We start from the raw sequence: 19,703 nt of genomic DNA, 5'->3' as shown, positions 1-19,703 counted from the left end.
CGGCCCCCGTCGCCCGACCGGGGCCGGCGCCCGCGGTCAGAAGTTGATCATGTGGCCGGCGAGGCCGTGCACGGCCTCCTTGACCGCTTCGCCCAGCGTCGGGTGGGCGTGCACGTTCCGCGCGACCTCGTGGACCGTGAGGTCCCACTGCTGGGCCAGCGTCAGCTCGGGCAGCAGCTCCGTCACGTCGGGGCCGATCAGGTGGGCGCCGATGATCTCGCCGTACTTCGCGTCGCTGATCAGCTTCACGAAGCCCGTCGAGTCGCCCAGGCCGTGCGCCTTGCCGTTCGCCGTGAAGGGGAACTTGGCGACCTTGACGTCGAAGCCCTTCTCCCGCGCCTGCTCCTCCGTCCAGCCGAAGCTGGCGATCTGCGGCTGGCAGTACGTCGCCCGCGGGATCATCGGGTAGTCGAGCTCCATCGTCTCGGCGCCCGCGATCGTCTCGGCTGCCACGACGCCCATCGACTCGGCCGTGTGCGCCAGCATCAGCTTCGCCGTCACGTCGCCGATGGCGTAGATGTGCGGCACCGAGGTGCGGCAGCGGCCGTCCACGTCGATGGCGCCGCGCTCGGTGAGCCGTACGCCGGTCGCCTCCAGGCCGTAGCCCGTCACGTTCGGCGCGAAGCCGATCGCCTGGAGGACCTTGTCGGCCTCCAGCACCTGCTGCGCGCCGTCCTTGCCGGTGACCGTGACACGGACCTGCTCGCCCGACTCGTCGATCGTCTCCACGCGCGTGGAGGTCATGACGTCGATGCCGAGCTTGCGGTACTGCTTCGCCAGCTCCGCCGAGACCTCCTTGTCCTCCAGCGGCGCGATCCGGTCGAGGAACTCGACGATCGTGACCTTCACGCCGTAGTTGTGCATCACGTACGCGAACTCGACGCCGATCGCGCCCGCGCCCGCGATGACGACGGAGCGCGGCAGGTCCTCGGTGAGGATCTGCTCCTCGTAGGTGACCACGCGGTCGCTGCGGCGCGTCCCCGGGAGCAGGCGCGGGGTGGCTCCGGTCGCGATGATGCAGTGGTCGAACGCGAGGGTGGCGGTCGAGCCGTCCGCCTGGGCGACCTGGAGCGTGTTCGCGTCCAGGAAGGTGCCCCGGCCCGAGAACTCCGTGATCTTGTTCTTCTTCATCAGGAAGTGGACGCCCTTGACCCGGCCGTCCGCCACACGGCGGCTGCGCCGGAACGCCTCGCCGTAGTCGAAGGAGACCTCGCCGTCGACCTTGATGCCGAACGTCTTCGCCTCGCGGGTGAAGATGTGCGCCAGCTCGGCGTTGCGCAGCAGCGCCTTGGTCGGGATGCAGCCGACGTTCAGGCAGACGCCGCCCCAGTACTTCTCCTCCACCACCGCGACCCGCTTGCCGAGCTGGGCGGCGCGGATCGCAGCGACATAACCGCCGGGGCCGGCTCCCAGCACGACGACGTCGAAGCGGTCTGACATGGCTTGCTCCCCAGGGTGTGAGTGTGGTTCGTACGGGCCGTACGGGTCGCGCCCGGGCCCCACAGTAATCCCGTGGGGCGCCGGGCGCTGCGACGGCCGTCTCCCTGTGGAAAACCCTCCGAGGGCCCCTCGGGGCGCCTCCGATAGACGCCTACTCCTCACCCGCCAGGGTGAGGGTGCGCAGCTTCCGCCCGGCGAACCAGGTGGCGGCGGCGGACACCGCGACCAGGAGCACCACGGCGACCGGCAGCGACACGTCGGAGGAGACCAGCCCCTCGCCGCGCGTCACCTTCTCGGCCACCGCCAGGGCCCACTGCTGGACGCTCAGCGTGCGCGCCCCGGAGATGAGGCTGCCGAACAGCCCCTCCCACACCAGCGCGTAGACGAGGCCGAAGACGACGGCGTGCCGGCTGACCGTGCCGAGCAGCAGGAACACGGCGCTGTACGCGATCGAGGCGACGAGCGCGGCGACGGTGTACGCGACGGCGACCTGCTGGCCGTTGCCGTTGAGGATCAGCCCGGCGGCGAGCGTCGGCACCGCCGAGAAGACCATGGTGACGCCGATGGCGACGATCAGCTTGGTGAAGATGATCGTCGGCCGCTTCACCGGCTTGGCCAGCAGGTAGACGACCGATCCGTCGTCGATCTCCGGGCCGATCGCGCCCGTGCCCGCGATGACGCCGATCAGGGGCACCATGGTGGCGAGCGCGAAACCGGCGAGGAGGTCGGCGGCTACCTGGTCGTCGGCACCCTGGAAGGCGCGGACGGCGGCCGAGATGGCGATCAGCAGCGCGGGCAGGACGAAGAGGATCGCCGCCCTGCGGCGGCCCAGGAGGCCGCGGTAGGTGAGCCGGGCGACTGTGGGGTGGTACATGGTCGAGGGCTCCCTTCAGGCCGCGACGAGGTAGGAGAAGACCGACTCGAGGGACTCGTCGGACGGCGAGACCGTCAGCAGCCGGACGGCGTGCTCGCGGGCGACCCTCGGCAGCAGCTCCGTGAACCGCCCGAAGTCCACCGCCTGCACGTGCAGCACTCCCTCGCGCACGTCGACCTCGATGCCCGCGGTGGACGGGTCGGCGATCAGCGCGGCGGCCAGGGCCCGGTTGTCGCTGGAGCGCACCAGGTAGCGGTGCGGCCGGTCGGTCATCAGCCGGCGGATGCGGCGGAAGTCGCCGCTCGCCGCGTGCCGTCCGGCGACGATCACCTCGATGTGGGAGGCGAGCTGCTCGACCTCCTCCAGGATGTGCGAGGAGAACAGGACGGTGCGGCCTTCCGCGCCCATGCGCCGCAGCAGGTCCATCAGCTGCATGCGCTGGCGCGGGTCCATGCCGTTGAACGGCTCGTCCAGCAGGAGCACGGACGGGTCGTGCACGAGGGCCGACGCCATCTTCACGCGCTGGCGCATGCCCTTGCTGTACGTGCTGATCTTCCGGTCCTGGGCGTACTCCATCTCGACGGTGGCGAGCGCGCGCCCCGCCTCCTTCCCGCCGAGGCCGTGCAGTTCGGCGTTGGCGACGACGAACTCGCGGCCGGTGAGGAAGTCGTACATGGCCTCCCGCTCGGGGACGACGCCGATGTGGCGGTAGACGGACTCGTTGCGCCAGATCGGCTGCCCGTCGAGGGTGACCGCGCCCGTGGAGGGGGCCAGGAAGCCGCCCATCATGTTGATCAGGGTGGACTTGCCCGCGCCGTTCGGGCCGAGGAGGCCGGTCACTCCCGGGCCGATGGACATGGTGACGTCGTTGACGGCGACGACGTTGCCGAACCAGCGGGAGACGCGGTCGATCGAGAGGACGCTCATGGGCGCGGCCCCTTCTCGGGGAGGGTGGTGGGCGACGGGAGCAAGGTCACAGCCCGACCTTTCGGTAGCGGCCCATCAGCGCGGCGTACGAGCCGGCGATGAGCGCGAGGACGACCAGGAGGTAGACCGCGCCGGTGGCGCCGTCGGGGCCCGCCTCGCCGGGGAAGGACGTGGAGGCGCCGAGGAAGGCGGTCTGCACGCCGTCGATCAGCGTGATCGGCGAGAACAGGCCGAGCCAGGTCACCGCGGTCAGGTTGTCCGTGGCCCAGGCGATGGCCTGGACGGTGGTGACGGCGCCGTACGAGATGAACAGCGCGCCGATCACCGCGGCGACACCGAAGCCGCGCCGCGGCGTCAGGGCCGCCAGCAGCAGGGCGATGCCGCTGAACAGCAGCGACAGCAGCGCCACGGACACCAGCCCCCGGGCGAAGTCCCGCGTCTGCTCGGCGAAGTCCATCTTGGCCAGCAGGGAGCCCACGTACAGGATCAGCAGCGGCGAGGCGGTCAGGACGAACAGGGCGGACGCCATCGCGCCGAACTTGGCGACGACGTAGTCGAACCGCTCGATGGGCCGCGAGAAGTACAGCGGGACACTGCGGAAGCGCAGGTCGCGGGAGACGGACTGCGGGGCCTGGGCGGCCACGTACAGGTAGATCACCATCTGCAGGGCGATGGCGTAGCGGGTGTAGCCCAGCATCAGCTTGTCCGACTCGGTGATCACGGCCACCGCGACCACGACCAGCGCCGGAACGCACATGATGCCGAAGAGGATCATCGGCAGCACCTTCGACTTGGCGCTGCGGCCGAGTCCGTAGGCGCCGCGGAGCGACTGGCTGTACAGCGACCTGCGCGCGTAGGCGCGGCCGAGGCGGGGTCCGTCGTACTTGCGGTACCCGATGTTGTGGATCTGCGTCTCGGTACTCATCGGGCTCGCACCTCCAGGGGCTGTCCGGCCTCGGCGGGGCCGGGGCGGAACACCTCGGCGATGTGGTGGCGGCGCTGCTCCATGCGGACGAGGCCGAGGCCCAGGTCGGCGACGGCGTCGCGCACGATGTCGTAGGTCTCCTCGCCGGTGGCCTCCAGCAGCAGGACGTGGCCCGCTCCGGGCAGGCCCTCCTCCTCGCGCGCGTGGAGGGCGACTCCGGCGGCGGCGAGGGCGGCGCGCAGGGCGGCCGTGCCGTCGGGGTGCGCGTCGGAGTCGGTGACCTCGACCGCGACGGTGGTCGTGGTCTGCGTGAAGTCGCGGGTGGAGCTGGAGCGCAGGAGCCGGCCGCCGTCGATGACGACGACGTGGTCGCAGGTCCGCTCCAACTCGCCGAGCAGGTGCGACGTGACCAGCACGGAGATGCCGAAGTCGGTCCACACCCGGCGGATCAGGCCCAGCATGTCGTCGCGGCCGACCGGGTCCAGGCCGTTCGTCGGCTCGTCGAGGAGGACCAGCTGCGGGTCGTGGACCAGGGCCTGCGCGAGCTTGACGCGCTGCTTCATGCCGGTCGAGTAGCCGCCCATGGGGCGGTAGCGCTCCTCGTACAGGCCGACGTGGCGCAGCGTGTCGGCGGTGCGCTCGCGGGCGGCGGCCGGCGGGAGCCCCGACATGCGCGCCATGTGGACGACGAACTCGGTGGCCGAGACGTCCGGCGGCAGGCAGTCGTGCTCCGGCATGTACCCGACGCGCTCGCGGATCGCGGGGCCGTCCTTCGACACGTCGAGGCCGAGTACCTCGGCGCGGCCCTCGGAGGCCGGGGACAGGCCGAGCAGGATCTTGATCATCGTGGACTTGCCGGCTCCGTTGGCACCCACCAGTCCGGTCACGCCGGGCCCGATGTCCAGGGAGAGCCGGTCGAGAGCGGTCACCCGTGGGAACCGCTTGCTGAGGCTTTCGGTGGCGATCACAGTCACCACTCGACCGTAGGGGCGGGCGCCACGGAGCACGTCAGCCCTGACGGCTGGTTCCGTGTCCGACTCCAGGCGTACGGACCCGTACGTGAGGGGTAGGGCGTACGGGTCCCCGACCGCCACTCGCAGGGGCACCGACGGCGACCCGCGGGGATGCCGACGGCGACCCGCGGGGGTGCCGACGGCGACCCGCGGGGGTGCCGACGGCGACCCGCAGGGGGTTGCCGACGGCCGCTCGGGCGGGTTGTCCACAGGCCGGTTCGGCGCCCTTGACGCCGCCGCCGGGCATTGTCACAGTCGTGGGTGTCAACGTGGTGACGGGAGGCGCCGCCGCCGTGCGGGCCGCCTCGGACCGGGGGTGGTGGCATGAGTCTGCCGGAGGGCGCGCGTGAGCGCCGGGTCCGCACCGGCGGGGTGGAGCTGTGCGTCGCGGAGCTGGGCGATCCCGGCCGGCCGACGGTCGTCCTGGTGCACGGGTACCCGGACTCCAAGGAGGTGTGGTCGGAGGTCGCCGCGCGGCTTGCCGACCGGTTCCACCTCGTGCTGTACGACGTGCGGGGCCACGGCCGGTCGACGGCTCCGGTGCCGCTGCGCGGCGGCTTCACGCTGGAGAAGCTGACGGACGACTTCCTGGCGGTCGCCGACGCGGTCAGCCCCGATCGCCCGGTCCACCTGGTGGGCCACGACTGGGGATCGGTGCAGGGCTGGGAGTTCGCCACCGTCCGGCGCACCGAGGGCAGGATCGCCTCTTTCACGTCGCTGTCCGGCCCGTCGCTCGACCACTTCGGCCACTGGATCACGGAGCGGCTGCGGCGGCCGACGCCCCGCCGCGCGGCCCAGGTGCTCGGGCAGGGCGCCAGGTCCTGGTACGTGTACGCGCTGCACACCCCGGTGCTGCCGGAGCTGGCCTGGCGCGGGCCGCTCGGCAGGCGGTGGCCCGCGCTGCTGCGGCGCGCCGAGAAGGTGTCCGGGGAGGGCTATCCCACCGGCTCGCTGCCCTCGGACGCGGCCCGCGGGGCCTGGCTCTACCGGGACAACGTGCGCTCCAGGATGCTGCGGCCGCGCCCGGACGCGTACGCGCACGTGCCGGTGCAGCTGATCACACCGACCGGTGACGCGTTCCTGTCGGAGCGGCTGTACGACGACCTCGACCGGTGGGCGCCCCGGCTGGTGCGGCGCTCGCTGCCGGCGAAGCACTGGGTGCCGCGTACGCGACCGGACCAGCTGGCCGCCTGGATCGCGGAGTTCGTCACGGCGCACGAGGAGGAGGGCGCGTCGCTGCCGCCCGCCGTCGCGTCGGGCCGGCGGTACGCCGACCGGTTCGGCGGCCGGCTGGTGGTGGTGACCGGCGCGGCCGGCGGGATCGGCCGGGCGACCGCCCTGGCGTTCGCGGACGCCGGGGCGCGGGTGGTCGCCGTCGACCGGGACGCGGAGGGCGCGGCGCGCACGGCGGAGCGCGCGCTGCGGGCCGGGGCCGCGGGTGCGTGGCCGGAGGTCGCGGACGTGGGCGACGAGGGGGCCGTGGAGAAGCTCGCCGCGCGGGTCGCGGCGGAGCACGGCACGGTGGACGTGCTGGTGAACAACGCGGGGGTCGGGCTGTCCGGCGCCTTCTTCGACACGACGGCGGACGACTGGAGGAGGGTCCTCGACGTCAACCTCTGGGGCGTCGTCCACGGCTGCCGGTTCTTCGGCCGCCAGATGCTGGAGCGCGGGCAGGGCGGCCACATCGTGAACGTGGCCTCGATGGCGGCCTACCAGCCGCTGCGCGTGCTGTCCGCGTACGGCGCGTCGAAGGCCGCCGTGCTGTCGCTGAGCGAGTCCCTGCGGGCCGAGCTCGCCGACCGGGACATCGGCGTGACGGCGATATGCCCGGGGGTGGTGAGCACCGGCATCACGGCGACCGCCCGCTTCGCCGGGGCGTCGGAGGCGGAGGAGAGGCGGCTGCGGCAGCGCTCGACCCGGCTGTACGCACTGCGGGGCTACCCGCCGGAGAGGGTCGCCGCCGCGATCCTGCGCGCGGTGGTGGAGAACCGGCCCCTGGTGCCGGTCACGCCCGAGGCCCGCGTGGCCCTGCTGCTGTCCCGCCTCGCGCCGGGCGCGGTGCGGGCCCTGGCGAGGAGGTCGCCGCGGCTCTGACCCGGGGCGGCGGGCCGGGGCCGGGCCTGGACGACCCTGGGCGGCCCTGGGCGGCGGGCACATCAACGGCGTGGTCGGGCACACCCGTTCGCACAACCCGAGGTGGCATCTTCACGAGGTCACCGACTCCTTGGCCACCAGGACAGCGGATGACCTGGCCGGTTGGCGGACACCGCCGGCGACTGCCATGCCCCAGGCCGTCGCCGAGGGTGCCCCGTAGCGGATCGAGAACGGGCGCGAGCGGGCCGATGGGCGTGGCCGTACCATCCCTGGCAGGACCGTCCGGGGCAGTGGGGAGCGAGTGTGTCCGAGCAACCGGCCGGCCGGCGCCCGGCGGTCGAGTACCGGATCGAGGACCTGGCGCACCTGAGCGGCGCCACGGTCCGGACGATCCGCGCCTACCAGGACCGCGGACTGCTGCCGCGACCCGAGCGGCGCGGCCGGTCCAACGTGTACGGGGAGCCGCACCTCGCCCGCCTGCGCCAGATCGCCGACCTGCTGGACCGGGGCTACAGTCTCGCCTCCATCAAGGAGCTGCTGGACGCCTGGGACACGGGCCGGGGCCTGAGCGGTGTGCTGGGCCTGGTCGCCGAGGTGGACGGGCCGTGGAGCGACGAGCGGGCCGACCGCATCACACGCGCGGAGCTCGACGCGGCGTTCGGCGGCGCCCCGGACGAGCACGCCGTCGAGGAGGCCGTCGAGCTGGGCGTACTCGAACGGGTGCCGGGTCGCGACGACGAGTTCCTGGTGCCCAGCCCGCAGGAGCTGGCCGTGGCAGCCGAGCTCTACGCGGCGGGCGTGCCACTGCTCGCCGTGGCCGGGCACCTGCGCGAGCTGCGGGCGCAGGTGGAGCACATCGCCCTGCGGTTCCTCGAGTTCACCACCGAGCACGTCTTCGGCCGCTACCTCGCCCACCACCCGCCGACCGACGCCGACACGGCGGAGGCGGCCCGGCTGGTGCGGCGGCTGCGCCCGCTCGCCCGGCAGACGGTGGACGCGGAGCTGGCCCGTGCCATGCGGACCCTCGCCAACCGCCACCTCCGGGACCACCTCGCCCCGGGCGGCCCGCCCCGGCGGGACGAGGACCCGCGTACGGTCGTCCTGCCCGCCGCGACGGTCCGGTCCGTGCGGGAGCTGGTCGGCACCGAGAACACGGCGGCGTTCATCGCCGCGGCGGCCGAGCGCGAGGTGCGGGCGCGGACACTGGACGCGCTCTCCGGGCGGGCCGGCCGCGCGGCCGAGGAGGGCCCGCCCGCGGGGGGAACGGACGCGCGCGGGTCCTGAGGGGCGGCTCCTGGGGCAGGCCCGCCGATACCCCTCGGCCGACGCCTGTCGGACGGGGCGGTGGACAGCCGCCCGGTTGTCCACAGAAACACCGAACAACCCTGTGGATAAGCTGACTTGACTGTGGACCAAACCTGTTCCGCCGTTTTTCTGTGGCGGAACGGGGTGATCCCTGCCACGCTGCCGACATGGACGACCGGCGCACCGTGAAAGTGTCGAAGTACCTCTCCCGGCATCTGCGGCACCAGCCCGAGCGGATCGGCCTCGTCCTGGACGAGCAGGGCTGGGTCGCCGTCGACGATCTGCTGCGTGCGCTGGCCCGGCACGGCGTGCCCCTCACCCGGACCGAGCTCGAGCACGTCGTCGCGACGAACGACAAGCGGCGCTTCGCCCTCGACGGCGACCGCATCCGGGCCAGCCAGGGCCACACCGTCGCCGTGGACCTCGGACTGCCGCCCGCCGTACCGCCCTCGCTCCTCCACCACGGCACGGTCGCCGCCGCTCTGGAGGCCATCCGCGCAGAGGGGCTACGCCCCATGAACCGCCACCACGTCCACCTCTCCCCCGACCGGGAGACCGCGGTCCGGGTGGGATCGAGGCGCGGTCGTCCGGTCGTCCTCACCGTCGACGCGGGCGCGATGCACCGGGACGGCCATGTCTTCCACGTCAGCGCCAACGGCGTCTGGCTCACCGCCCACGTGCCGCCGCGCCATCTGGGCTTCCCGGCCTGATGGAGCCGGCCGTCCCACCTGGTTGCCCGGTCGTGCAGGACCCGCCCTCATGCCAGGGCCTCCCGCCGTGACGGGCGCTGGGATGGCCACCTGGGCCTCCCGCCGAGACGGGAGCCGCACCCACCGCCAGGGCCACCCGCCGAGACGGGAGCCCGCACCCACCGCCTGGGCCACCCGCCATGGCAGGGGCCGATCCCACCACCTGGACTTCCCGGGTGACAGGGCCACCCGCACCTCCCGGCCCGTAGGCTCGAAGCCATGACCCTGCGCCTGAGCACCGTGATCCTGCCCGTCCGCCGCTGGCACGAGGGGGGCCGCGACCAGTGGACGCGCGCCGAGGAACTGGGCTTCCACGCCGCGTACACCTACGACCACCTGTCCTGGCGGAGCTTCCGCGACGGCCCCTGGTTCGGCGCGCTGCCGACCCTCACCGCGGCCGCGACGGCCACCCGCCGGATGCGCCTCGGCACGCTCGTCACCTCGCCGAACTTCCGCCACCCGGTCACCCTCGCCAAGGAGCTGATCTCCCTGGACGACATCTCCGGCGGCCGGATCACGCTCGGCATCGGCGCGGGCGGCAGCGGCTTCGACGCCACGGCGCTCGGCCAGGAGGCGTGGACGCCGCGCGAGCGGGCCGACCGGTTCGCCGAGTTCGTCCCGCTGCTCGACCGGCTCCTCAGCGAGGGCGCCGTCACCCACGAGGGCACGCTCTACTCCGCCGTCGAGGCGCGCAACGTACCGGGCTGCGTCCAGCGGCCGCGCCTGCCGTTCGCCGTGGCCGCGACGGGGCCGCGCGGGATGCGGCTCGCCGCGCGGCACGGCCAGGCGTGGGTCACCACCGGCGACCCGAAGCTGTTCGAGACGGGCACGCCCGAGCAGTCCCGCGCCGCGCTCCGCGAGCAGCTGGACAACCTGGGCAAGGCATGCGCGGAGATCGGCCGGGACGCCGCCGAACCGGACAAGATCCTGCTGACCGGTTTCACCCCGGAGGCCAACGGAGTCCTGGACTCCGTGGACGCGTTCGTGGACTTCGCCGGGCGCCACGCCGAGCTGGGCTTCGACGAGATCGTCGTGCACGCGCCCATCCCCGGCTCGGTGTTCGCCGCGGACGAGGTCGTCTTCGAGCGGATCGCCACCGAGGGAATCGCCCAGGTGAACGGCTGAGAGCCCGGGGGCGGCGCCCAGGGCCGGGCGGGACCGGGCCGGCTGGACCGGGCGGCAGGTCCCGCAGGCCTCGGCGTGCCTTCCGAGCGGCCCGGACCAGCCTTCCGTGCGCTTCCGTCCGGCCTTCCGGGCGTCCCCGCCCCCTCTGGTGTGCGCCGCCGCATGGCCGCGGCCGGAGAGAGCCGCCCGCAACGCTCCCGTTCCGCCCGGTACGTCCCGGTCCCGCATGCGGCTCAAATGCGCATGGATTCGCACGTCCGTGCAATCACCGCACGGTCCATACGGGACAATGGGCGCGTGACCTCACCGACGACCTTCACCCGCAGCCGTCCGCTGTCACGGCCCCGCCCGCGACTGATCGCCACCGATCTTGACGGAACGCTTCTGCGCGACGACAAGACCGTGTCGGACCGGACGGTCGCGGCGCTGGCCGCCGCCGAGGAGGCCGGGATCGAGGTCTTCTTCGTCACCGGCCGTCCCGCCCGCTGGATGGACGTCGTCAGCGAGCACGTCCACGGCCACGGCCTGGCCATCTGCTCCAACGGGGCCGCCGTCGTCGACCTGCACGCCGGGCGGAGCATCGTGGAGGTACGCGAGCTGGAGCGGCGCACCGCGCACGACGTGGTGGAGACGCTGCGGCGGGAGGCCCCCGGTACGGCCTTCGCCATGGAGTTCACGGACGGCATCCGGCACGAACCGGACTACCCGCCGCTCCACCTGGACGCCGCCCTCACCGTGGGACCCGCCGAGAAGCTCCTCCACGAGGACCTCCCCAGCGCCGGGGCGCCCCTGCTGAAGCTGCTGGCCCTCCACCGCGACCTCACCCCGGACGGCTTCCTCGCCCTGGCCCGCACGGCAGCCGGGCACCACGCCAGCATCACCCGCTCCAGCCCGACGGCGCTGCTGGAGGTGAGCGGGCTCGGCGTCTCCAAGGCCAGCACGCTCGCCCTGTGCTGCGCCGAGCGGGGCATCTCGGCGGAGGAGGTCGTGGCCTTCGGCGACATGCCCAACGACATCGAGATGCTCACCTGGGCCGGCAGCTCGTACGCCATGGGCAACGCCCACCCGGACGTCCTCGCCGCCGCTTCCGACCGGACCGCGGCCAACGAGGAGGACGGCGTCGCGGCCGTGATCGAGGACATCCTCGCCCACTGCTGAGACCCGCTTCCGCCCTGGCCCGCCCCCAGCCGGCGCCGTCGGCCGGCCTGGCGGGCGCCGGGCCCCGCTGACGGCAGGGCGCACCGGGGGGGGGACCACGCCGAGCGGCCCGGGTGGCGTCAGAGTCCACGGTCGCAGGCTCCGGCGGCGGCCGTCGCGGCTCAGCGCGCCGCCCTACCGGGCCGTCCCCAGCACGACGCCGTGCTCGCGCAGCCAGGGGAGCGGATCGACACCGGAACCGAGGTGCGGGGTCAGCCTGACCTCGAAGTGCAGGTGCGGACCGGTCGAGTTGCCGGTCGTGCCCGCCTGGCCGACCCACTGGCCGGCCGCCACCCGCTGCCCCCGCTCCACCGCCGTCGACGCCAGGTGCGCGTACTGCGAGTACCAGCCGTTGTCATGCCGTACGACCACCTCGATACCGAACGGGCCGCCGCACGCCACGGTGTGGACCCGGCCGGAGCCGACGGACCGCACCGGCGTCCCGATGCCCACGGCGAAGTCCTGCCCCGTGTGCCGCCGTGCCCAGTGCCGCCCCGCGCCGCCGAACCCGGCGGACAGTGCGTACCCGTCCTCCTCCGCCACCGGCGCCACCCACGCCCTGCCGGTGTCCGCCGTGCGCGCGGCGGCCGGCTTCCCCAGCCTGGCCGGGCCCCGGCAGCTACCCGCCGCCACGCTCCGGTCCGCCTCCGCCTGCAACCGCTGGCGCGCCCGCTCCAGCCGCCCCTCCAGCCCCCGCTTGAGCTCCGCCAGCCGCGCGTTCCGGGCCTCCAGGTCCCGCCAGGCCGCACGCGCCCGGGCCGCCGCCGTCCTGAGCTGCCGTTCCGCCCGGTCGGTGTCCCGCAGCAGCCGGTTCACGGCCCGGCCGGCCTGCCGGGCGGCCCGCTCGGCGCGCAGCGCGTCGTCCGCGTCGTCCGCGAGCAGAAGCCGCGCGGTCACCGACAGCGGGCCCCCCGTCCGGTACTGGGCGCGCGCCACCTTGCCGGCCCGTCCGTGCAGGGCCGCCAGCTCGCGCCTCCTGCCGTCCAGCTCCCGCTGGAGCCCCTGGGCCCGGACCCGCTGGGCGGCGGCGGCGCGCCGGTCCCGCTCGTATGCCGCCGTCACCTTCGACGCCTCCGCGAGCAGGCGGGCCACCTCGGCGCTGACCGCGGGGCCGTGCGCCCCCGGGGCGGCATGCTCCGGGGCCACCGTCGCCGCGGCTCCCGGCGCGGCGGCCGCACGGACGGCGGCCGACGCCGGGAGCGCCGACGCCGGGAGCGCCGACGCCGGGAGCGCCGACGCCGGGAGGGCCGACGCCGGGAGGGCCGGGGCCGCGAGGGCGAGGAGCACGGCCATCGCGGACACCACCGGTCCGGACGGGAACGGTCGGCCAAGAGGAGGACGCATCCTGGGATGGTGGCGCCTCGGCCGCCGCTTCCCCGGCATCTCGCCGCCCCGCCCGCCGCCGTACCGCCATCCGGGCTACGGCCGTACCGCCGACCGGCCCATCCCGCAGCATCGCCCGGACCGCATCCCCACCGCTCCACCGGCCCGCCACGTCAGCACCCCGCCGCGCAGCCGCCCGCAGCCCCGCGCGCCCACCGCACCGCACCTCCGCCACCGCGCCGGACCCCCGCCCCGCAGCCGCCACCGCACCATCCCCGCCACCCGGCGGCCGCCTGGCCTCCGCTCCGCCGCCCGCGCACGCGCGACCGGCACCGGCTCACGCACCCAGCAGGAGGTCCGCCGCCCGCTCCCGTTCCCGCATGCGCCGCAGCGGCCCCTCCTCGGCCACCAGCTCGGCGTACGGTCCACGCTGCACGACCTCTCCGTCGGCCAGGACGACGACCTCGTCCACCGCGTCGAGTCCGCGCAGCCGGTGCGTGATCAGGACCGTGGTCCGGCCACGCGTCGCCCGCAGCAGGTCCTCGGTGAGCGCGTCGGCGGTGGCCAGGTCGAGGTGCTCGGCCGGCTCGTCGAGTACGAGCACGGGGAAGTCGGCGAGCAGCGCGCGGGCGAGGGCGAGCCGCTGCCGCTGGCCGCCGGAGAGGCGCGCCCCGTGTTCCCCGACGGGGGTGTCCAGACCGTCCGGCAGCGCGTCGACCCAGTCCAGCAGCCGCGCCTCGGCGAGCACCGACCGCAGGTCGTCGTCGCTCGCGTCGGGCCTGGCCAGCCGCAGGTTCTCCCGTACCGTGCTGTCGAAGAGGTGCGCGTCCTGGGCGCACAGGCCGACGAACCGCCGTACGTCGTCCCCGTCCAGCTCCGTCGCGTCCGCGCCACCGATCCGGTACGTACCGGACGCCACGTCCACGAACCGCAGCAGCACCTGCGCCACCGTCGTCTTGCCCGCTCCGGACGTGCCCACGACCGCGACGCGCCGGCCCTGCTCCAGGCGCAGGTCGAAGGCGGTCAGGGCGTCCCGGTCCTGGCCGGGGTGCCGGGCCGCCACCGCACGCAGCTCCAGGGGGAACGGGTTTCCGGGCGCGGCGGCGGGCCGTTCCGGCTCCGTCACCGGCACGGGCGCGTCGAGCACCTCGAAGACGCGCTCCGCGCTGCGCCGCACCCGCTGCCGGTACTGCACGGCCAGCGGCATCCCGGCCACGGTCTCGAACGCGGCGAGCGGGGTCAGTACGACGACCGCCAGGGCCACCCCGTCGAGCCGCCCGTCCCGTACCGCCGCGACGCCGGCCAGCGCCGCCCCGGCCACGGTGAGCCCGGTGGCCAGGGCGATGAGCCCGCCGCCCAGGGCGGTCGCGGCGGACTGCCGGGCGGCGATCCGGGTGAGCGCCCCGTCCGCTTCGCGGGCCCGCGCGACACGGTCCGGCAGCGCACCCGCCACGGTCAGCTCGGCGCAGCCGAGCAGCAGGTCGACCACACGGGCGGACAGAGCGCCTCGGGCGGGGGCGAGCCGCTGCTCGGCGCGGCGGGCGAAGGCACCGGCCACCGCCGGGACGACGACACCCGCGAGGAGCAGGCCGACCGCGAGGACGGCGCCGGCCTCGGGCAGCAGCCACGCCGTGAATCCGGCGGCCCCGGCGCCGACCAGCAGGGCCGTTCCGGCGGGCAGGAGCCAGCGCAGCCAGTAGTCCTGGAGGGCGTCCACGTCGGAGACGAGCCGCGACAGCAGGTCGCCCCGCCCGGTGCGGCGCAGCCCGGCCGGGGCTATGCGCTCCAGCCTCTGGTACACGGCCACCCGCAGGTCGGCGAGCATCCGCAGCACGGCGTCGTGCGACACGAGGCGCTCCGCGTACCGGAAGACGGCCCGGCCGGTGCCGAAGGCGCGGGTCGCGGTGACGGCGACCATCAGGTGCAGGATCGGCGGCTGCTCGGAGGCGCGGGAGATGAGCCAGCCGGATACCGCCATGAGGCCCACGGCCGACGCGAGGGCCAGGCTGCCGAGCAGCAGCGCCAGCGCGAGCCGCCCCCGCGACTCGCCCGCCATGCCACGGACCCGGGCGAGCACGCGCCGCGCCCCCCGCGGGGTGGCCGGCCCGGTGACCGCGAGCCCGGCGCGGTCGGGTGACTGGCCGCCGTACAGGCCACCGACGACGCCGAAGGCGTCATCGACCATGTCCGTACCGACTCCCGCCGCGGACGACACGCCGCCCCGCGCCGCCGGCGCTCCACCGGCCGCGTCGGCCGCCCCCGCACGACCGGCCGGCACCCCTTCGCCGGTCGGCGTCGATCCCGCACCGTCCGCCCCGGCCACCGCCGCCACCGCGCCACCCGCTCCGCCGCCCGGCCGCAGCGTGACCACCCGGTCCGCCACGGCCAGCAGTGCGGGCCGGTGCACCACCAGCAGCACCGTCCGCCCCGCGGCCAGCCTCCGCACGGCCTCCACGACGGCCTCCTCGGTCGCACCGTCGAGCGCGGCGGTCGGCTCGTCGAGGAGCAGCACGGGCCGATCGGCGAGGAAGGCCCTGGCGAGGGCGAGCCGCTGCCGCTGGCCGGCCGACAGCCCGGCACCGTCCTCACCGAGTGGCGTGCCGACGCCCGCCGGCAGGTGGTCCACGAAGTCGGCGCCAGCCTCCCGCAGCGCCGCCCGCACGGCGTCGTCGTCCGCCTCCGGCCTGGCCAGGCGCACGTTCTCGGCGATCGTCCCGGCGAACAGGTACGGCCGCTGGGGCACCCAGGCGATGTGCTCCCGCCACCGCTCCGGGTCCAGTGCGGCGACGTCCGTGCCGCCCGCCCGCACGGTTCCCGCGTCCGGGACGGTGAAGCCCAGCACGACGTCCAGCAGGGTGGACTTGCCGACGCCGCTCGGACCGGTCAGGGCCACCGTCTCGCCCGGTTCCACCACGAGCGACGCCCGGTCCAGCGACGGCTCGGAGCGGCCTTCGTGGCGTACGGTCACCGCGTCCAGTTCGATCCGGACCGGCCCGCCCGGCAGGACCTCGGTGCCGGGCTCCCGCATGGGGGACTCCAGGACCGCGAAGACCTCCTCGGCGGCCGACAGCCCCTCCGCCGCGGCGTGGTACTGGGTGCCGACCTGGCGCAGCGGCAGGTACGCCTCCGGGGCGAGGATCAGGATGACGAGGCCGGTGTGGAGGTCCAGGGTGCCGTGGACGAGGCGCATGCCGATGCCGACGGCGACCAGTGCCACCGACAGGGTCGAGAGCAGTTCCAGCGCGAACGACGAGAGGAAGGCGACCCGCAGGGTGCGCAGTGTCGCCCGCCGGTACCGACCGGTGATGGCGCGGATCGACTCCGCCTGCGCCTTGGCCCGGCCGAACACCTTCAGGGTCGGCAGCCCGGCCACCACGTCGAGGAAGTGCCCCGACAGCCGGGAGAGCAGCCTCCACTGCCGGTCCATGCGGGCCTGGGTGGCCCAGCCGATGAGGATCATGAAGACGGGGATCAGCGGCAGGGTCACGACGATGATCGCCGCGGACACCCAGTCCTCGGTGACGATCCGCGCGAGGACGGCCACCGGCACCACCACGGCGAGCCCGAGTTGGGGCAGGTACCGGGCGAAGTAGTCGTCCAGCGCGTCCACGCCCCGCGTGGCCAGGGCCACCAGTGAACCGGTCCGCTGGCCACCGAGCCAGCCGGGGCCCAGCGCCGCCGCCCGTTCCAGCAGCCGGCCGCGGAGCTCGGACTTGACGGCCGCACTGGCCCGGTGGGCGGCCAGCTCGGTCAGCCAGGAGACGAGCCCGCGGCCGACGGCGACCGCGACGAGGAGGACGAGCGGCAGGGTGAGGTCGTCGACGGCCATCCCGTCCTGGAAGGCGCCGACGACGACCTCGGCGACGAGCATCGCCTGGGCGACCACCAGCCCCGCCCCGACCAGGCCGAGGAGCACCACCGCCAGCAGGAAGAAGCGGGTGGCGCGGGCGTACCGGAGCAGTCGCGGGTCGATCGGTTTCACGTGAAACATCCCCTGCCAGTGGCGCCTAGTGGGCGTCGGCGATGTGCTGGGTGCCGATGCGCTTGCGGAACACCCAGTAGGTCCAGCCCTGGTAGAGGAGGACGAGCGGGGTGGCGACGGCCGCGCACCAGGTCATGATCTTCAGGGTGTACGGGCTGGACGACGCGTTGGTCACGGTCAGGCTCCAGGCCGGGTCGAGCGAGGACGGCATGACGTTCGGGAAGAGCGTCAGGAACAGCATGGCGACCGCCGCCGCGATGGTGACGCCGGACAGCGCGAAGGACCAGCCCTCGCGTCCCGCCTTGATGGCGCCGATCGCGCCGACGAGCGCCGCCACGGCGATGCCCATGGCGACCATGCTCGTACCGTCACCGCGCGTCGTCTGCGTCCAGGTGAGGAAGACCAGCGCCACGACGGCGGTGAGCAGCCCCAGGTTCCACGCCAGCTTCCTGGCACGGGCCCGGATGTCCCCCACCGTCTTCAGCGCGGTGAACACCGCCCCGTGGAAGGTGAAGAGGGTCAGGGTGAGCGCCCCGCCGAGCAGCGCGTACGGGTTGAGCAGGTCGAAGAGGCCGCCGACGTACTCCTTCGACGCGTCGATCTCGACGCCCCGCACGATGTTGCCGAAGGCCACGCCCCACAGGGCGGCGGGGATGAGCGAGGTCCAGAAGATGGCCTGCTCCCAGTTGTGCTGCCAGCGGTGCTCGGGCCGCTTGGCCCGGTACTCGAAGGCGACACCGCGCACGATCAGGCAGAGCAGGATGACCAGGAGTGGCAGGTAGAAGCCGGAGAAGAGGGTGGCGTACCAGTCGGGGAAGGCGGCGAAGGTGGCACCGCCCGCTGTGAGCAGCCACACCTCGTTGCCGTCCCAGACGGGCCCGATGGTGTTGATGAGGACGCGCTTCTCGACCCGGTCGCGGGCGAGCAGCTTGGTGAGGACGCCGACGCCGAAGTCGAAGCCCTCCAGGAAGAAGTAGCCGGTCCACAGGACCGCGATGAGTATGAACCAGACGGTGTGGAGTTCCATGCCTCGCTCCCCTTCCTCAGTACGAGAAGGCCATGGGGCGGTCGGCGTCGCGGTCGTGGCCGCCGATCCTGGTGGGCGGGTTGAGATCGGCTTCGGTGAGCTCCGGCGGGCCCGCCTTCACGTACTTCACCAGCAGCTTGAACTCGATCACGGCGAGCACCGCGTAGAGCAGGGTGAAGGCGATCATGGAGGTGAGGACCTCGGCCTGGGAGACGCCGGGGGAGACCGCGTCGCTGGTGCGGAACACGCCGTACACGGCCCACGGCTGACGGCCGGTCTCGGTGAAGATCCAGCCCCAGGAGTTGGCGATCAGCGGGAACGCCAGCGTCCAGAGGGCGACGAGCCAGTACAGCCTGGTCAGCCGGTGGCTGAGCGGCTTCGTGAAGAGGACCAGGTGCGGCACCTCGTCGTCGCCGACGCGCAGGGAGCGCGGCAGGAGGAACCTCTTGCGTGTCAGCCACAAGCCGAGCAGCCCGAGCGCGAAGGAGGCCATGCCGAACCCGATCATCCAGCGGAACGACCAGTAGGCGACGGGGATGTTGGGCCGGTAGTCGCCGGGTCCGTACTTCTCCTGCTCGGCCTTGTTGGTGTCGTTGATGCCGGGCACGTACGAGGAGAAGTCGTCGTTCGCGAGGAACGACAGCAGGCCGGGTATCTCGATGGCCACCTTGTTGTGGCCCTCGTCGACGTCACCGTAGGCGAAGACGGAGAACGGGGCGGGGGCCTCGCCGTCCCACAGCGCCTCCGCAGCGGCCATCTTCATGGGCTGCTGCTTGAACATGACCTTGCCGAGCAGGTCGCCGCTGACGGCGGTCAGCATGCCGGCGGCCACCACGGTGACGAGACCGAGCCTGAGCGAGGTCTTCATCACGGGGATGTGCTTGCGCCGCGCCAGGTGGAAGGCGGCGATGCCGACCATGAACGCGCCACCGGTCAGGAAGGCGGCCGTCATGGTGTGGAAGAACTGGGTGAGGGCCGTGTTCTGGCTGAGGACGGCCCAGAAGTCCGTCAGCTCGGCGCGCCCGGACTCCTTGTCTATGGCGTAGCCGACCGGATGCTGCATCCAGGAGTTGGCGGCCAGGATGAAGTAGGCGGAGAGGACGGTGCCGATCGACACCATCCATATGCACGCGAGGTGGATGCGCTTCGGCAGCTTGTCCCAGCCGAAGATCCACAGGCCGATGAAGGTCGACTCGAAGAAGAACGCGATCAGCGCCTCGAAGGCGAGAGGGGCGCCGAAGACGTCGCCGACGAACCGCGAGTAGTCCGACCAGTTCATGCCGAACTGGAACTCCTGCACGATGCCGGTGACGACACCCATCGCGATGTTGATCAGGAAGAGCTTGCCCCAGAACTTGGTGGCCCGGAGGTACTTCTCCTTGTCGGTGCGCACCCAGGCGGTCTGCAGACCGGCCGTGAGCGCGGCGAGTGAGATGGTCAGAGGGACGAAGAGGAAGTGGTAGACGGTGGTGATACCGAACTGCCACCGCGCCAGCGTCTCTGGCGCCAGAGCCAGGTCCACGACGATCTTCTCCTTACGGCCTAGCAGCCCCGCGGCCTCTCGGCCCGACGGCCTGTCCTTCGCCCACCGATTCCGGCTGATCTCGGGAGGAACCAGGGCGCGCTTGTGAATGCGTTCACAATCACAAACATTATGACTCAGGCCGAAAACGCACCCTTCCGCGGGGTCCCCTCTTCCCCAGGCGCCCGACCACGGCCCCG

At 73.6% G+C, this 19,703-nt stretch carries 14 protein-coding genes; 5 read left to right on the top strand and 9 right to left on the bottom strand.

All coding sequences use genetic code 11. The features are described from left to right. Positions 1 to 36 precede the first annotated feature (36 nt). The 5 genes from lpdA to CP974_RS15130 form a co-directional block, all read right to left on the bottom strand. A complete protein-coding gene (lpdA, locus tag CP974_RS15150; protein WP_031127995.1) occupies positions 37 to 1,440 on the bottom strand; it encodes a dihydrolipoyl dehydrogenase in 1,404 nt (467 codons plus the stop codon). Between the two features lie 151 nt (positions 1,441 to 1,591). Beyond that, entirely contained in the window at positions 1,592 to 2,314 is a 723-nt protein-coding gene (locus CP974_RS15145) for an ABC transporter permease (protein ID WP_031127996.1), read from the bottom strand. Between the two features lie 15 nt (positions 2,315 to 2,329). After that, positions 2,330 to 3,241 (bottom strand): ABC transporter ATP-binding protein, encoded by a 912-nt coding sequence (locus CP974_RS15140; protein ID WP_031127997.1) that lies wholly within the window; start codon positions 3,239 to 3,241, stop codon positions 2,330 to 2,332. Between the two features lie 46 nt (positions 3,242 to 3,287). Beyond that, positions 3,288 to 4,166 (bottom strand): ABC transporter permease, encoded by an 879-nt coding sequence (locus CP974_RS15135; RefSeq protein ID WP_031127998.1) that lies wholly within the window; start codon positions 4,164 to 4,166, stop codon positions 3,288 to 3,290. Continuing rightward, positions 4,163 to 5,134 carry an ABC transporter ATP-binding protein gene (locus CP974_RS15130; RefSeq protein ID WP_031127999.1) on the bottom strand — a complete coding sequence of 324 codons (972 nt, stop codon included), beginning with the start codon at positions 5,132 to 5,134 and terminating at the stop codon, positions 4,163 to 4,165. Before CP974_RS15130 ends, CP974_RS15135 begins: the two co-directional genes overlap by 4 nt. A 369-nt stretch (positions 5,135 to 5,503) precedes the next feature. On the opposite strand from CP974_RS15130, the gene CP974_RS15125 reads away from it, so the two are divergent. The 5 genes from CP974_RS15125 (at position 5,504) to CP974_RS15100 (ending at position 11,610) form a co-directional block, all read left to right on the top strand. Further along, a complete protein-coding gene (locus CP974_RS15125) occupies positions 5,504 to 7,273 on the top strand; it encodes an SDR family oxidoreductase (protein WP_031128000.1) in 1,770 nt (589 codons plus the stop codon). A gap of 303 nt (positions 7,274 to 7,576) precedes the next feature. Further along, positions 7,577 to 8,557, top strand: coding sequence for a MerR family transcriptional regulator (locus tag CP974_RS15120; protein WP_051838827.1), 981 nt, complete (start codon positions 7,577 to 7,579; stop codon positions 8,555 to 8,557). A 188-nt stretch (positions 8,558 to 8,745) separates the two neighbouring features. Beyond that, on the top strand, positions 8,746 to 9,288 hold the full coding sequence (locus tag CP974_RS15115; protein WP_031128002.1) for an RNA 2'-phosphotransferase: 543 nt from the start codon (positions 8,746 to 8,748) through the stop codon (positions 9,286 to 9,288). A 258-nt stretch (positions 9,289 to 9,546) separates the two neighbouring features. Beyond that, positions 9,547 to 10,452: an LLM class flavin-dependent oxidoreductase gene (locus CP974_RS15105; RefSeq protein WP_031128003.1), complete on the top strand. Its 906-nt coding sequence runs from the start codon at positions 9,547 to 9,549 to the stop codon at positions 10,450 to 10,452. A gap of 243 nt (positions 10,453 to 10,695) precedes the next feature. Next, on the top strand, positions 10,696 to 11,610 hold the full coding sequence (locus CP974_RS15100) for a Cof-type HAD-IIB family hydrolase (RefSeq protein WP_373276700.1): 915 nt from the start codon (positions 10,696 to 10,698) through the stop codon (positions 11,608 to 11,610). 174 nt (positions 11,611 to 11,784) lie between these two features. On the opposite strand, the gene CP974_RS15095 is transcribed toward CP974_RS15100, so the two are convergent. From CP974_RS15095 to CP974_RS15080, 4 genes are all read right to left on the bottom strand, one after another. Continuing rightward, positions 11,785 to 12,942 (bottom strand): M23 family metallopeptidase, encoded by a 1,158-nt coding sequence (locus tag CP974_RS15095; RefSeq protein WP_078915270.1) that lies wholly within the window; start codon positions 12,940 to 12,942, stop codon positions 11,785 to 11,787. Between the two features lie 367 nt (positions 12,943 to 13,309). Next, complete coding sequence (gene cydD, locus CP974_RS15090; RefSeq protein WP_031128006.1) at positions 13,310 to 16,954, bottom strand: thiol reductant ABC exporter subunit CydD; 3,645 nt, start codon at positions 16,952 to 16,954, stop codon at positions 13,310 to 13,312. A gap of 25 nt (positions 16,955 to 16,979) precedes the next feature. Further along, the gene (gene cydB, locus CP974_RS15085) at positions 16,980 to 17,981 is read right to left on the bottom strand and encodes a cytochrome d ubiquinol oxidase subunit II (RefSeq protein WP_031128007.1); all 1,002 of its coding nucleotides are present in this window, start codon (positions 17,979 to 17,981) and stop codon (positions 16,980 to 16,982) included. Positions 17,982 to 17,997: 16 nt separating this feature from the next. Next, on the bottom strand, positions 17,998 to 19,503 hold the full coding sequence (locus CP974_RS15080) for a cytochrome ubiquinol oxidase subunit I (RefSeq protein ID WP_031128008.1): 1,506 nt from the start codon (positions 19,501 to 19,503) through the stop codon (positions 17,998 to 18,000). Positions 19,504 to 19,703: the final 200 nt, after the last annotated feature.

It is taken from the genome of Streptomyces fradiae ATCC 10745 = DSM 40063, from assembly GCF_008704425.1.
GTDB classification, from domain to species: Bacteria; Actinomycetota; Actinomycetes; order Streptomycetales; family Streptomycetaceae; genus Streptomyces; species Streptomyces fradiae.
Note: the sequence above shows the minus strand (reverse complement) of the source record. Positions and strands in the feature narration are given on the sequence as shown.

Excerpts from the sequence above, each read along its gene's own strand:
- CP974_RS15115 (WP_031128002.1), top strand. The coding sequence starts at position 8,746 with ATGGACGACCGGCGCACCGTGAAAGTGTCGAAGTACCTCTCCCGGCAT.
- CP974_RS15145 (WP_031127996.1), bottom strand. The coding sequence starts at position 2,314 with ATGTACCACCCCACAGTCGCCCGGCTCACCTACCGCGGCCTCCTGGGC.
- CP974_RS15105 (WP_031128003.1), top strand. The coding sequence starts at position 9,547 with ATGACCCTGCGCCTGAGCACCGTGATCCTGCCCGTCCGCCGCTGGCAC.
- CP974_RS15100 (WP_373276700.1), top strand. The coding sequence starts at position 10,696 with ATGGATTCGCACGTCCGTGCAATCACCGCACGGTCCATACGGGACAAT.
- cydB (WP_031128007.1), bottom strand. The coding sequence starts at position 17,981 with ATGGAACTCCACACCGTCTGGTTCATACTCATCGCGGTCCTGTGGACC.
- lpdA (WP_031127995.1), bottom strand. The coding sequence starts at position 1,440 with ATGTCAGACCGCTTCGACGTCGTCGTGCTGGGAGCCGGCCCCGGCGGT.
- CP974_RS15095 (WP_078915270.1), bottom strand. The coding sequence starts at position 12,942 with ATGGCCGTGCTCCTCGCCCTCGCGGCCCCGGCCCTCCCGGCGTCGGCC.
- CP974_RS15135 (WP_031127998.1), bottom strand. The coding sequence starts at position 4,166 with ATGAGTACCGAGACGCAGATCCACAACATCGGGTACCGCAAGTACGAC.
- CP974_RS15140 (WP_031127997.1), bottom strand. The coding sequence starts at position 3,241 with ATGAGCGTCCTCTCGATCGACCGCGTCTCCCGCTGGTTCGGCAACGTC.
- CP974_RS15125 (WP_031128000.1), top strand. The coding sequence starts at position 5,504 with ATGAGTCTGCCGGAGGGCGCGCGTGAGCGCCGGGTCCGCACCGGCGGG.